The following is a 13,550-nucleotide window of genomic DNA, read 5'->3' as shown; positions in this document are numbered from 1 at the left end:
CCATCACCGTAACCACCCCCCTCCGCGCCCCTTCGCCCCACCCGGCCCGCCGCCGCGCGGCGATCTTCGACATCGGCGTGCTCCGGCCTCCCCACGCCCCGGGACACCGGTCCCCCACTCCCCCGGGCGGCCCCGCTCCCCGCCCCGGCGGCCATCCCGCCTCACGGCACCCGCCATGCCACCGGCACCGCTCCCCGCACGTCACGCCGGCCCCGCCGGCGCATCCGCCCTCGTCAACCGCCCGGACATGCCGTCCGGCCCCGGCCCGCCGCGCCCGGCAGGCGCGCCCTGCGGCCTACGGAACACCGGCGTCGAGCGTCACTCGCACCCGCCCCACGGCAGGCTCCCCGATCCCGCCACGAGCACCACCGCCCCCGGCGAACCCACGGCGCATGTGACTGATCCCACATGCAAAAACTTCACCACGGATCCCCGAACCACCAGCGCCCACGCCCTCTCCGGCCCGCCGCGAAGCCCGTACGGCACAGCCCGTACGGCACTGCCCGTACGGCACAGCCCGCCAGGCCCGCCCCTCTCCACCGCGCGGGCCGCGTGCCGCGCCTGACCCGCCGACCACCATCCCGTCCCACCCCCGCGAACCCGGCCACCGCCCCTCCCACCCCCGGAAGGACCTCGCGAAGGCGCCTGGCGAAGGCCGGTGGCCCCCACGGGGAGGAGCGCACGGCGTCCGCCGTGGCGGAGCCGGCCCCGTGGACCGCGGACGTCTGGAGGTCGTTCCTGGAGCCCCGGAAGTCCAGGCCGTCCCGAGCCGGGGCCTCCCGGACCGGGGCCTCCCGGACCGGGGCCTCCCGGACCGGGGCCTCCCGGACCGGGCCCGGCCCCCGCGCGGGGGCCGGGCCGGGGCCGGGCTCAGGGCACGAGCATGTCCACCGTGAGGTTGGCCTCGGTGTTGGGGATGCCGATCTCGACCGCTCGCTTGTCGGCCATCGCGAGGAGCCTGCGGATGCGGCCGGCGATGGCGTCCTTGGTGAGGGGCGGGTCGGCGATCTGGCCGAGCTCCTCCAGCGACGCCTGCTTGTGCTCCACGCGCAGGCGGCCCGCGATCACGAGATGCTCGGGGGCGTCGTCGCCGAGGATCTCCAGAGCCCGCTGCACCCGCGCCCCGGCCGCCACCGCGGCCCGGGCGGAGCGGCGCAGGTTGGCGTCGTCGAAGTTGGCGAGCCTGTTGGCCGTGGCCCGCACCTCGCGCCGCATCCGGCGCTCCTCCCAGGCGAGCACGCTGTCGTGCGCTCCGAGACGCGTGAGCAGGGCGCTGATCGCGTCGCCGTCGCGGACGACGACCCGGTCGACGCCGCGCACCTCACGGGCCTTGGCATGGATCTTGAGGCGCCGCGCGGAGCCCACGAGGGCCAGCGCCGCCTCAGGCCCCGGACACGTGACCTCCAAGGACATCGAACGGCCCGGCTCTGTCAGTGAGCCGTGGGCCAGGAAAGCCCCCCTCCATGCCGCCTCCGCGTCGCAGGTGGCCCCGGAGACCACCTGGCGGGGCAGCCCGCGGACCGGGCGCCCGTGGTTGTCGATCAGACCTGTCTGGCGGGCCAGGGCCTCGCCGTCGCGGTAAACCCGGACCACGTAGCGCGACCCCTTGCGCAGTCCGGCGGGCGCGAGCACCAGGACCTCGGCCTTGTGCCCGAACACCTCGCCGACGTCTTTGATCAGACGCCGCGCGGTGGCGTTGGTGTCGAGCTCCGCCTCGATCACAATGCGCCCGCCCACGAGATGCAGGCCGCTCGCGAAGCGCAGCAGCGTCGACACCTCAGCCTTGCGGCAGCAAGGCTTCAGGACAGGTAGACGGCTCAGCTCGTCCTTCACCACACCCGTCATCGCCATGTGCGTTAGTCCTTCCCCCATAAAGACCGGCTCTTACGAAGTCTCTCGCACCTTCGAGCGGCTCCGACCAGCTTCAACGCTTCTCACGGAAAATCTCGGAAAGGACGGAGGCAAGACGTCGTGGGTCATGCCGGGGGGAGCCGTCCGAAGCGGCCACGGAGGCGGTGACAAGCCGCGCGCCCATGGCGATCGCCGCCTTCTCCAACTCCTCCCGCTCGCCGTCGACCCCGGTGTCGGCGAGCACGACGTCGACGGTGAGTTCGGGGGCGTGGGCGCGCAGGACCTCCAGGTGCTTCTGCGGGGAGAAGCCGTCGGTCTCGCCCGGTTGCGGGGCGAGGTTGAGGATGACGGCGCGGCGGGCGCGGGACGTGTGGAGCGCCTCGGCGAGCTGCGGCACCTTGAGGTGCGGCAGCACGCTGGTGAACCACGATCCGGGGCCGAAGACGACCCAGTCGGCCTCGCGGACGGCGTGGACGGTCTCCGGGCAGGCGGGCGGGTCGGGGGGCACCAGGGAGACGGCCGTGACCCTGCCGGGGGTGAGCGCGCACGCCACCTGCCCGCGCACGGTCGTGAAGGACCCGTCGAGCTCGACCTCGGCGACCAGGTCGAGCGGCACCGAGGCCATGGGGAGCACGCGGCCGTGCGCCCCGAGGAGGCGGCCCACCCAGTCGAGCCCCGCCACGGTGTCGCCGAGCAGCTCCCACAGCGCCACGATGAGCAGGTTGCCCACCGCGTGGCCGGACAGGTCGCCGTCGCTGCGGAAGCGGTGCTGCACGACCTCGCTCCACGTGCGGCCCCACTCGTCGTCGCCGCAGAGCGCCGCGAGCGCCATCCGCAGGTCGCCGGGCGGGACCACGCCGAACTCGCCGCGCAGCCGGCCGCTGGAGCCGCCGTCGTCGGCGACCGTGACGACCGCGGTCAGATGGGAGGTCACCCGGCGCAGCGCCGACAGTGAGGCGTGGAGCCCGTGCCCTCCTCCGAGGGCCACGACCTTCGGCCCTCCGCCCTCCCCGTCGGGGCCCGCCTCTCTCGGCCCGGGGGCGTCGCCGGCCTCGCCTCGCCCCTCGCTCACCTCACTCACTCGCGGCCCACATCTCTGTGGCTCACCTGCACTTCCATCGCCCGGTCGCGCAATCGGCCGCCGATCTGCTCGGACATCGCCACACTGCGGTGCTTGCCGCCGGTGCATCCGACGGCGAGCGTCACATAGGTCTTGCCCTCCCGCGCGTATCCCGCCGCCACGACGGCGAGGACCTCCTCGTAGGCGTCGAGGAACTCCTTGGCGCCGGGCTGGCTGAGCACGTAGTCGCGCACGGGCCGGTCGAGGCCGTTCATCGGGCGCAGCTCGGGCACCCAGTGCGGGTTGGGCAGGAACCTGCAGTCGACGACGAGGTCGGCGTCGACGGGCAGGCCGTACTTGTAGCCGAAGGACACCACGTTGACGCGCAGCCCCGGCCGGTCCTCGCCGCCGAAGAACGCGACGATCTTGCCGCGGAGCTCGTGCACGTTGAGGGAGGAGGTGTCGATCACCAGGTCGGCGTTGGCCCGCACCTCGCGCAGGATGCCGCGTTCGCGCGCGATGCCGTCGACCAGCCGCCCGTCCCCCTGGAGGGGGTGCGGCCTGCGCACGTTCTCGAACCTGCGCACCAGCTCCTCGTCGCTCGCCTCCAGGAAGGCCACGCGTACGGCGACGCCGCGCGTCTCCAACTCCCCGATGGCGGCGTTGAGGTCGGTGGTGAACGCCAGGCTGCGGACGTCGACCACCGCCGCCACCTTGTCGGCGGCCAGCTTGACCCGGCCCGCCTCCTCCGCCATCGCGAACAGCAGCCCCGGCGGCAGGTTGTCGATCACGAACCAGCCGAGGTCCTCCAGTGCCTTGGCGGCCGTGCTGCGCCCCGCCCCGGACATGCCGGTGACGATGACGAACGCCGGCTCCTTGTCCTCGTGTGTCGCCGCTGCGTCTGTCGTGCTCATGGAGCTTCCTCCTCCACCCTCATCGCCGCTCCCCCTTCAACGCCGTCATGATCGTCTCGGCCGTCGCGGGGCCGATGCCGGGGACCTCGCAGATCTCGGCCGCCGTAGCCTCACGGAGCCGCTTGAGCGACCCGAAGTGCTTGAGCAGTGCCTGCCTGCGGGCGGGACCGAGGCCCTGGACCCCGTCGAGCGCGCTTTCCTTGACGGCTTTTCCACGCTTGCCCCGATGGTAGGCGATGGCGAAGCGGTGGGCCTCGTCTCTGACACGCTGGAGAAGGTAGAGGCCCTCGCCGGCGCGCGGCAGGATCACCGGATGGTCCTGCCCCGCCGGCCAGACCTCCTCCAGCCGCTTGGCCAGACCGCAGACGGCGACGTCGTCGACACCCAGCTCGTCGAGGGCGCGCTGGGCCGCCGCCGCCTGGGCGGGGCCGCCGTCGACGACGACGAGGTTGGGCGGATAGGCGAACTTCCGCGGTTTGCCCGTGTCGGGGTCGAGGCCGGGCTCGACCCCCGGCTCGGCCGCCAGCTCGCCGGTGGCGGCGCGCTCCTCGATGTAGCGCTTGAAGCGCCGGGAGACCACCTCGTGGATCGAGGCGACGTCTCCCCTGCCCGACAGGCCCCTGATCGCGAACCTGCGGTATTCGCTCTTGCGCTCCAGCCCGTCCTCGAACACCACCATCGACGCCACGACGTCCTCCCCTTGCAGGTGGGAGACGTCGAAGCACTCGATGCGCAGCGGGGCCTGGTCGAGCTCCAGGGCGTCGGCGATCTCCTGGAGGGCCTTGCTCCGCGCGGTGAGGTCTCCGGCCCTGCGCAGCTTGTGGCGGGCCATGGCCTCCTTGGCGTTGCGCTCGACGGTCTCCATCAGCGCCTTCTTGTCGCCGCGCCGCGGCACCCTCACCTCGACCCGCGCCCCGCGCCTCTCCGACAGCAGCTCGGCCACGGCCTCGACCTCGGGCGGGGCCTCGGGGACCAGCACCTCCCGGGGGATCGCCTCGGGCGCGCCCTCGCCGTACATCTGCAGGAGGAAATGCTCGACGAGCTCCCCCGTGGTGATCTCCTCGACCTTGTCGACCACCCAGCCGCGCTGGCCGCGCACGCGCCCGCCGCGCACGTAGAACACCTGCACCGCGGCTTCGAGCTGGTCCTCGACCAGGGCGACCACGTCGGCGTCGGTGCTCTCGCCGAGCACCACGGCCTGCTTCTCCAGGGCGCGGCGCAGCGCCTGCACGTCGTCGCGCAGCCGCGCGGCCCGCTCGTATTCCTCGACCGCGGCGGCCTCGCCCATCTCGCGTTCGAGCCGTTTGATGAACCGGCCGGTGTTGCCCGCCATGAAGTCGCAGAAGTCCTCGGCGAGGGCGCGGTGCCCGGCCTCGCTCACCCTGCCGACGCAGGGGGCCGAGCACTTGTCGATGTAGCCGAGCAGGCAGGGCCGCCCGATCTGCCCGGCCCGCTTGAACACCCCCGCCGAGCAGGTGCGCACGGGGAAGACCCGCAGCAGCAGGTCGACGGTCTCGCGGATCGCCCATGCGTGGGAGTACGGCCCGAAGTAGCGGGTGCCCTTGCGCTTGGCCCCGCGCAGCACCTGGACCCGGGGGAAGGGCTCGCCCATGGTGACCGCGAGGTAGGGGTAGGACTTGTCGTCGCGGTATTTGACGTTGAAGCGGGGGTCGAATTCCTTGATCCAGGAGTATTCGAGCTGGAGGGCCTCGACCTCGGTGCCGACGACGGTCCAGTCGACGGCCGACGCCGTCGTGAGCATGGTCTGCGTGCGCGGATGCAGCCCGGCGAAGTCCGCGAAGTAGGAGTTCAGCCGCTGGCGAAGGCTCTTGGCCTTGCCCACGTAGATGACGCGGCCCGAGGAGTCCCTGAACCGGTAGACGCCCGGGGACTCGGGAATCGTGCCCTGCGGGGGACGGTAACTGAGCGGACTGCTCGACGATCTCGCCACACTCCAGAGCCTATCGGCCCCCACCGACGTTCCGACGGGTCTCACCGCCGCTCCGGGCCGCCCGCGTACGGCGCCGGCCGCCCGCCCCCGGGCCCCGTCCGCACCCCGTGCGCGGGTTGACCAGTTCCGGCCGCATCCGGGACTCCAGGAGGGACATGAGGTCCTCCTTCAGATCGCCGGTGTCGCCCTCGTAGTCGAGGATCAGCGAGGAGCCGAGATCGCTGGTCATGATCACGAGCGTGTTCGTGAAGTCGACCGTACGGCCCCGCCCGTCGGTCAGACGCCCGTCGACGAGCACGTGCGGCAGGGCGTCCACGACGTCGGGGTGGGCCTTGCCGATCCCGTCGAGGAGAACGACCGTGTGGGGGCGGCGCCGTACGGCCTCGGTGAGCCGACCGGCCTCCCCGGGGCCGGTGGGGCCGGGCGGAGCGCCGATCAACCGCCTGACCGCGTGCTTGTCCTGGAATTCGCTCATGTCCAGCCGGACCAGGTGGTCCTCGCCGCCGAAGAGCGCCTCGGCCAGCGATCTGGCCGGCTCCGTCCTCCCGACGCCGGCCGGGCCGAGGAACATGAAGGCGCCGGTGACTCCTCCGCCTCCTGAAGGAGGCGGCTTCTCGCTAAGCCGCTTCCGCGGCCCGGCGAAGGGACTGCTCGATCTCGTCCTCCCTTCCGACGACGGGGTCCAGCCGGCCTTCGCGGGCCACCTCGGTGAGGTCGCGGCCGTACCAGTCGAGCGTCGGGGTGCCGGAGCCGGGCCTGGCCGCCGAGCAGGGCCGCGGCGCGGAGGCGATCACGGCCTCCTGGATCTCGTTGGCGGAGACTCCCGCGTTCCGCAGCATCCGGGCCGCGTCCGAGGCGGGGTTGGCGGCCAGCGCGATGAGCAGCATAACGGCCTTGCCGTACCCCGACCAGGAGAACACCACCAAAAAGCCCAAAGTATACGAACACCCCAGAGAGACCCATATCTCTCTGGGGTGTTCGTGGTGGACGGCTACGGCAGCATGATCGACTCGCCGTCGAGCCGGATGTTCTTCTTGGGCAGCGGATCGATCGGACGGCCGCCCGTCCCGCTGCTCGGCTGGTTCACGACCGACCCGTCGGCGATGTTGAACTTCGCACCGTGGCACGGGCAGTTGATGGTCGTGGACACCGCGGCGACCGTGCAGCCCTGGTGGGTGCACGAGGCGCTGAACGCCCTGAACTCCCCGGCCGCGGGCTGAGTGATCACCACCTTCTCCTCAGCGAAGATCTTGCCACCGCCCACGGGGATGTCGCCGGTCTTGGCCAGGACCGCCTTTCCGGCGCCCGCGCCCGCGCCGACGCCCGCGCCGGCCGCGGGCGCGTCCCCCGCGGGGTTCTGCGCGGCGGTCTCCTGCGCGCCCCCGCAGGCTGCGAGGACCGCTGCGAGTCCGGCGCCTCCCGCGCCCGTCATCACCGCGCGTCGCGTCGTCTCAGTCATGGCCACCTTCCACGTTCGTCATGTCAGGGCGTACGTACGCCGAGCACACGGCGTTCAAGCGTGCCCCAGATCGCCTGGGGCACGCGTGAGAAGACCGCGATCCGCCCTAGACATCGAGGATCTTGGCCAGGAAGCGGCCCGTGTGGCTCTCCTCGACCTTGGCTATCTCCTCGGGCGACCCGGTCGCGACCACGGTGCCGCCGCCCGAACCGCCCTCCGGACCCATATCGACGATCCAGTCTGCAGTCTTGATCACATCCAGGTTGTGCTCGATGACGATCACGGTGTTGCCCCCGTCGACCAGCTGCCCGAGCACGCCGAGCAGCCGGCGGATGTCCTCGAAGTGCAGACCGGTGGTCGGCTCGTCGAGCACATAGACCGTGCGCCCCGTCGAGCGGCGCTGCAGCTCCGAGGCCAGCTTGACGCGCTGCGCCTCACCGCCGGACAGCGTCGTCGCGGGCTGGCCGAGACGGACGTAGCCCAGACCCACGTCGTAGAGCGTCTTCAGATGCCGCCGGATCGCCGGGATCGCGTCGAAGAAGTCCAGCGCCTCCTCGATCGGCATGTCGAGGACCTCGGAGATCGTCTTGCCCTTGTAGTGGACCTCCAGCGTCTCGCGGTTGTAGCGCGCGCCGTGGCACACCTCGCACGGGACGTAGACGTCCGGAAGGAAGTTCATCTCGATCTTGATCGTGCCGTCGCCCGCGCACGCCTCGCAGCGCCCGCCCTTGACGTTGAAGCTGAACCGCCCCGGCTGATAGCCCCTGACCTTGGCCTCGGTGGTCTGCGCGAACAGCTTGCGCACGTGGTCGAACACGCCGGTGTAGGTCGCCGGGTTGGACCTCGGCGTGCGGCCGATGGGCGACTGGTCGACGTGCACGACCTTGTCGACCAGGTCCATGCCGTTGATGCGGGAATGGCGGCCCGGCACCGTGCGCGCGCCGTGCAGCTCCTTGGCAAGCGCGGCGTAGAGGATGTCGTTGACCAGCGTGGACTTGCCCGATCCCGAGACCCCCGTGACGGCGGTGAACACCCCGAGCGGGAACTCCACGTCCACGCCCTTGAGGTTGTGCTCGCGGGCGCCCTTGACGACGAGCCGGCGCGCCTTGTCGCGAGGACGCCTGATCGGCGGCACCTCGATCGACTTGCGCCCCGACAGGTAGGCCCCCGTCAGCGACTCCTCGCACGCGAGCAGCTCCGGCACCGGCCCCGACACGACCACCTGGCCGCCGTGCTCACCGGCGCCCGGACCGATGTCGACCACCCAGTCGGCCGCGGCGATGGTGTCCTCGTCGTGCTCGACCACGATCAGCGTGTTGCCCATGTCGCGCAGCCGGATGAGAGTCTCCAGCAGGCGGTGGTTGTCGCGCTGGTGCAGCCCGATGGACGGCTCGTCCAGCACGTAGAGCACGCCGACCAGGCCGGAGCCGATCTGCGTCGCCAGCCTGATGCGCTGGGCCTCGCCGCCGGCGAGGGTGCCCGCCGCGCGGTTCATCGTGAGGTAGTCGAGGCCGACGTCGAGCAGGAAGCCCAGGCGGGCGTTGATCTCCTTGACCACGCGCTCGGCGATCTGCATGTCCCGGTCCGACAGGGCCAGCCCCCCGAGGAACGCGGCGCACTGGCCAATGGACATGGCCGACACCTCGGCGATCGACAGGCCGTCGACCGTGACCGCCAGCGAGACGGGCTTGAGCCGCGCGCCCTTGCAGGAGCCGCACGGGATCTCCCGCATGAACCCCTCGAACCGCTCGCGCATCGAGTCGCTCTCGGCCTCCCCGTGGCGGCGCTGCACCCACGGGATCACACCGTCGAACGAGGTGTAGTAGGCCCGCTCCCTGCCGTAGCGGTTGCTGTAGCGCACGTGGACCTGCTCGCCGTAGCCGTGGAGCAGCGCCTTCTGCGCCTTCTTCGACAGCCGCTCCCACGGGGTGTCGGGCGTGAACCCGAGGGCGTGGCCGAGCGCCTCGGTCAGCTTGAGGAAGTAGTCGCTCGTGTGCCCGTTGGCCCACGGCGCGATCGCGCCCTCGCCCAGCGGGCGCTCCGGGTCGGGCACGATGAGGTCGGGGTCGACCTCCATGCGGGTGCCGAGCCCGGTGCAGTCGGGGCAGGCTCCGAACGGCGAGTTGAACGAGAACGAGCGGGGTTCGAGCTCCTCGAACGACAGATCGTCGTAGGGGCAGTAGAGGTGCTCGGAGTAGAAGCGCTCCCGGCCCGGGTCGTCGTCGGGAAGGTCGATGAAGTCCAGGGTGATCGTGCCGCCGGACAGCCGCAGCGCCGTCTCCACCGAGTCGGTGAGCCGCCGCTGTGCGCTCTCCTTCACCGAGAGCCGGTCGACGATCACCTCGATGTCGTGCTTCTCGTATTTCTTCAGCGTCGGCGGCTCCTCCAGCCGCACCACCGTGCCGTCGACCCTCGCCCGCGCGTAGCCCTTGCTCTGGAGCTCGCGGAACAGCTCGGAGTATTCGCCCTTGCGCCCGCGCACCACCGGGGCCAGCACCTGGAACCGGGTGCCCTCGGGAAGCTCCATCACCCGGTCGACGATCTGCTGCGGTGTCTGCCTCGCGATGGGGCGCCGGCACTGGGGGCAGTGCGGCTTGCCGATGCGCGCCCACAGAAGGCGCAGGTAGTCGTAGACCTCGGTGATCGTGCCGACGGTCGAACGGGGGTTGCGGCTCGTCGACTTCTGGTCGATGGAGACCGCGGGGGAGAGCCCTTCGATGAAGTCCACGTCGGGCTTGTCCATCTGGCCGAGGAACTGGCGGGCGTATGCCGACAGCGACTCGACGTAGCGCCGCTGCCCCTCGGCGAAGATCGTGTCGAAGGCCAGGCTGGACTTCCCCGACCCCGACAGCCCAGTAAAAACGATCATGGAGTCTCGCGGGAGGTCCAGCGAGACGTCTTTGAGATTGTGTTCGCGCGCCCCGCGCACGATGAGGCGGTCAGCCACGGCGGTCCCGATATCCCAGATCCGATAGGTCAAATGGTCAAAGCTGCTGCACGGGCAGACTAGCCGGGGGGTCTGACATTTTCGGGGGCCTCGGCCGGATCCCCCTCGCACTCCTCAGGTTACGTCCCCGGACAACACCCCCGGACCCATGCAATTCCGCAGCCGTGCCCGGTGACGCCACCGACCACCGGACCGCCGCGTCCGAACCTCCGGTACGGCGACCGCCGAGGCGCGGCGAGCCCGTCCCGGCCAAGCCCTAGGGTGGTGCGCAGCGACCGCGCAGATCATCACCGCTATCGATCGCCATGAGGAGCGTCCCTTGACATATACGGGTGACGTCTCGGTGGGTGGCCCCGCCGACGTCCGCGAGCTTTCCGGGCTGACCATCTCCAAGCTGGCCGTCGGCCCCTTCGACAACAACGCCTACCTGCTGCGCTGCCGCGCCACGGGCGACGGCCTGCTGATCGATGCGGCTGCCGAGGCCGACCGGCTCCTCGCGCTGATCGGCGACGACTCCATCGGCGCGGTCGTCACCACCCACCGCCACCGCGACCACTGGGGCGCCCTCGCCGAGGTCGCGACCGCGACCGGCGCCGCCGTGATCGCCCACCCCCTGGACGCCCCCGAGCTGCCGGTCTCCCCCGACCTGCTCGTCGAGCACGGCGGCCGCGTCAAGGTCGGCCGGGCCGGCCTGGAGGTGATCCACCTGCGCGGCCACACCCCCGGCTCCATCGCCCTGCTCTACGACGCCGGCGAGGAGGGCCGCCACCTGTTCACCGGGGACTCGCTGTTCCCCGGCGGCGTCGGCAACACCGAGGGCGACCCGAAGCGGTTCACCAGCCTCTTCGCCGACGTCTCCGAGCGGATCTTCGACCGCCTCCCCGACGACACCTGGGTCTATCCCGGCCACGGCAAGGACACCACGCTCGGCGCCGAGCGCCCCGCGCTCCCCGAGTGGCGCGCCCGGGGCTGGTGACCCCGGCGCCCGCAGGGCCGGCGGTGCCGTACGGCACCGCCCCGAACCCCCGCCGGGCGCCCCGCGACCGCGTTCGACCGGGCTCGCGCCGAACGGGGAGGCGGCGCCGCGCAGCGGCGGGGTCCGGGGCCGGTGGCCGTACGGCTCCGCACACGACACCGCGTACGGCACCGCACACGACACGGCGGGCCGGGATGCGCCCCGGCCCGCGAGAGTGCCGTCAGCGCTGACAGCGCTGTCAGTGTCGTCAGTGTCGTCAGTCGGCCAGGAACTCCTTGACCACGCCGACCACCTGGTCAGGCCGACCGAGCCAGTCGAGGTGCCCCACGCCGTCGAGCTGGACGAGACGGCTGCCCGGAATGCCGGCCTGCAGCTGGCGGGAGCCGTCCGGCGGCACCATGGTGTCCTCGCCGAGCGCGAGGACCAGCGTGGGCGCCTGGATCTTCGGCAGCAGGTCGCGGATGTCCACGGCGGCGCACAGGTCGATCTGGCGGGCCATGGACGCGGGGGGCCATTCCGCCGCGAAGGACGCGGCGAGCCCCTCGTGGCCGAACCCGTCGACGGCGTGCGCGCTGAAGCCCGTCAGCGTGGTGAACCTCTTGAACAGTTCCCGGTCGGCGTCGAAGAGTCCGCGCCAGGTGTGGAAGTAGAGGTGGTCCCGGGGCCCGGTGGAGTGCGCCCAGCCGGCCACGAGGACGAGCCTGCGCACGAGTTCGGGGTAGCGGGCCGCGACGGCGGCCACGGCGACGGCGCCGAGGGAGAATCCGACCAGGTCCGCCGGACCGTCGGATTCCTTCCGGGTGACGGCGGCGATCTGGTCGGCGACCTGTTCCACGGTCAGCGTGCCGCCGCCGTCGGTCGTCTGGCCGCTGCCGCTGAAGTTGGGGCGGATCACGGTGCGGTCGCCGTTGAAGTGGGGCAGAGAGGCGCCGTAGACGGATTCGGCGTTTCCGCCCGTGCCGTGGACGAGCACCAGACCGGGACCGGAGCCTTCGACCTCGTAGTGGATTTCGGCGTCGCGCAGGGAAACGAATGGCATGAGCCCCCCAAGAACTAGCTTGACATCAACTATTTTAAGCTTAAATCAACCTCGGCTGTGAGCGGACGGCCCCTCGTCGCGCAAGGGGCCTGTCCCATAGATTCCGCTCTCCGATCAGCGACATGGCGATCAAAGGCTCCTCTGAGGCCCTCGGTTACGATGCCAAACGCAGCGCACATCCCGCGCAGACGAGAGGGTGGCAATGGACCTGTTCGATGCACTGGCCGACAAGGCGATGGCCGAGGAACCGCCCACGCGCGACGAGGCCCTCGCCGTACTGGCCACCTCCGACGACGACCTGCTCGATCTGGTCGCCGCCGGGTTCCGCGTCCGCAGGCACTTCTTCGGACGCCGGGTCAAGCTCAACTTCCTGGTCAACATCAAAAGCGGTCTGTGCCCCGAGGACTGCGGCTACTGCTCGCAGCGGGTGGGCTCCAAGGCCGAGGTGCTGAAGTACACCTGGCTGAGCCCGGAGGAGGCGGTCTCCACGGCCGGCGTGGGTGTCGCCGCAGGAGCCCGGCGGGTCTGCCTGGTCGCGAGCGGCCGAGGGCCGACGGATCGTGACGTGGACCGGGTCTCCACGACCATCTCCAAGATCAAGGACAGCCACCCCGACGTCGAGGTGTGCGCGTGCCTCGGGCTGCTGACCGACGGTCAGGCCGACAAACTCTGTCAGGCCGGGGCCGACGCCTACAACCACAACCTCAACACCTCCGACGCGACATACGCCTCCATCTGTAGCACCCACACCTACAACGACCGCGTGCAGACCGTGGAACGCGCCAAACACGCGGGCCTGTCCCCCTGCTCCGGCCTCATCGCCGGCATGGGCGAGAGCGACGAGGACCTCGTCGACGTCGCGTTCGCGCTGCGGGAGCTCTCCCCCGACTCGATTCCGGTCAACTTCCTCATCCCGTTCCAGGGCACGCCCCTCGCCAAGGAGTGGAACCTCACGCCGCAGCGATGCCTGCGCATCCTCGCCATGGTCCGCTTCGTCTGCCCGAGCGCTGAGCTGCGCATCGGCGGAGGCCGGGAGATCCATCTGCGCAGCATGCAGGCTCTCGCCCTCCACCTGGCCAACTCGATCTTCCTCGGCGACTACCTCACCAGCGAGGGGCAGGCCGGCCGGGACGACCTCCAGATGATCCGCGACGCGGGGTTCGTCGTGGAAGGCGGCGAGGCGGAGACCTCGCAGCACGACGGCCGGCCCGACCTGGTGCGGGTCCGCAGGCGCGGCGCCGGCACCACCGAGGCCGCCAACGCCTGACGGCGGACCGCGGGCGGGGGCGCGGGCAGGCCGCCGCGCGCGCCCGTCGGGAACGGCAGCGGCCCGGCCCACACCGTGGACCGGGC

The 13,550-nt window shown here is 71.4% G+C and carries 10 protein-coding genes and 1 pseudogene; 2 read left to right on the top strand and 9 right to left on the bottom strand.

From position 1 onward, the window contains the following. Positions 1 to 870: 870 nt before the first annotated feature. From whiA to uvrA, 8 genes and pseudogenes are all read right to left on the bottom strand, one after another. On the bottom strand, positions 871 to 1,851 hold the full coding sequence (whiA, locus tag BLQ73_RS09190; protein ID WP_093169962.1) for a DNA-binding protein WhiA: 981 nt from the start codon (positions 1,849 to 1,851) through the stop codon (positions 871 to 873). Positions 1,852 to 1,924: 73 nt separating this feature from the next. Further along, positions 1,925 to 2,932: a gluconeogenesis factor YvcK family protein gene (locus BLQ73_RS09185; protein ID WP_420820002.1), complete on the bottom strand. Its 1,008-nt coding sequence runs from the start codon at positions 2,930 to 2,932 to the stop codon at positions 1,925 to 1,927. Further along, entirely contained in the window at positions 2,929 to 3,825 is an 897-nt protein-coding gene (gene rapZ / locus BLQ73_RS09180; protein WP_093169961.1) for an RNase adapter RapZ, read from the bottom strand. Before rapZ ends, BLQ73_RS09185 begins: the two co-directional genes overlap by 4 nt. A 19-nt stretch (positions 3,826 to 3,844) precedes the next feature. Further along, a complete protein-coding gene (uvrC, locus tag BLQ73_RS09175) occupies positions 3,845 to 5,776 on the bottom strand; it encodes an excinuclease ABC subunit UvrC (protein WP_245690936.1) in 1,932 nt (643 codons plus the stop codon). Between the two features lie 115 nt (positions 5,777 to 5,891). Beyond that, a pseudogene (locus BLQ73_RS09170) lies at positions 5,892 to 6,356 on the bottom strand (AAA family ATPase); the annotation flags it as partial. Between the two features lie 37 nt (positions 6,357 to 6,393). After that, positions 6,394 to 6,702, bottom strand: coding sequence for a Clp protease N-terminal domain-containing protein (locus tag BLQ73_RS09165; protein WP_143020188.1), 309 nt, complete (start codon positions 6,700 to 6,702; stop codon positions 6,394 to 6,396). 65 nt (positions 6,703 to 6,767) lie between these two features. Continuing rightward, positions 6,768 to 7,235, bottom strand: a complete 468-nt coding sequence (locus BLQ73_RS09160; protein WP_093169957.1) for a Rieske (2Fe-2S) protein — start codon at positions 7,233 to 7,235, stop codon at positions 6,768 to 6,770. Positions 7,236 to 7,341: 106 nt separating this feature from the next. Then, complete coding sequence (gene uvrA, locus BLQ73_RS09155; RefSeq protein WP_093169956.1) at positions 7,342 to 10,182, bottom strand: excinuclease ABC subunit UvrA; 2,841 nt, start codon at positions 10,180 to 10,182, stop codon at positions 7,342 to 7,344. A 319-nt stretch (positions 10,183 to 10,501) separates the two neighbouring features. Here uvrA and BLQ73_RS09150 point away from each other — a divergent pair, with 319 nt between their 5' ends. Then, on the top strand, positions 10,502 to 11,158 hold the full coding sequence (locus BLQ73_RS09150) for an MBL fold metallo-hydrolase (RefSeq protein ID WP_093169955.1): 657 nt from the start codon (positions 10,502 to 10,504) through the stop codon (positions 11,156 to 11,158). Between the two features lie 256 nt (positions 11,159 to 11,414). On the opposite strand, the gene BLQ73_RS09145 is transcribed toward BLQ73_RS09150, so the two are convergent. Next, on the bottom strand, positions 11,415 to 12,197 hold the full coding sequence (locus BLQ73_RS09145) for an alpha/beta fold hydrolase (protein ID WP_093169954.1): 783 nt from the start codon (positions 12,195 to 12,197) through the stop codon (positions 11,415 to 11,417). Between the two features lie 202 nt (positions 12,198 to 12,399). Between BLQ73_RS09145 and bioB the strand changes: the two genes are divergently transcribed. Continuing rightward, entirely contained in the window at positions 12,400 to 13,464 is a 1,065-nt protein-coding gene (bioB, locus tag BLQ73_RS09140) for a biotin synthase BioB (protein WP_093169953.1), read from the top strand. Positions 13,465 to 13,550: the final 86 nt, after the last annotated feature.

The sequence above is a fragment of the Sinosporangium album genome, assembly GCF_900100605.1.
Taxonomy (GTDB): Bacteria; Actinomycetota; Actinomycetes; order Streptosporangiales; family Streptosporangiaceae; genus Sinosporangium; species Sinosporangium album.
This window is presented reverse-complemented; position numbering and strand designations above follow the sequence as displayed.

Bases quoted from the DNA above. Each gene is read 5' to 3' on its own strand.
- rapZ (WP_093169961.1), bottom strand. From the start codon at position 3,825: ATGAGCACGACAGACGCAGCGGCGACACACGAGGACAAGGAGCCGGCG.
- BLQ73_RS09160 (WP_093169957.1), bottom strand. From the start codon at position 7,235: ATGACTGAGACGACGCGACGCGCGGTGATGACGGGCGCGGGAGGCGCC.
- whiA (WP_093169962.1), bottom strand. From the start codon at position 1,851: ATGGCGATGACGGGTGTGGTGAAGGACGAGCTGAGCCGTCTACCTGTC.
- BLQ73_RS09145 (WP_093169954.1), bottom strand. From the start codon at position 12,197: ATGCCATTCGTTTCCCTGCGCGACGCCGAAATCCACTACGAGGTCGAA.
- bioB (WP_093169953.1), top strand. From the start codon at position 12,400: ATGGACCTGTTCGATGCACTGGCCGACAAGGCGATGGCCGAGGAACCG.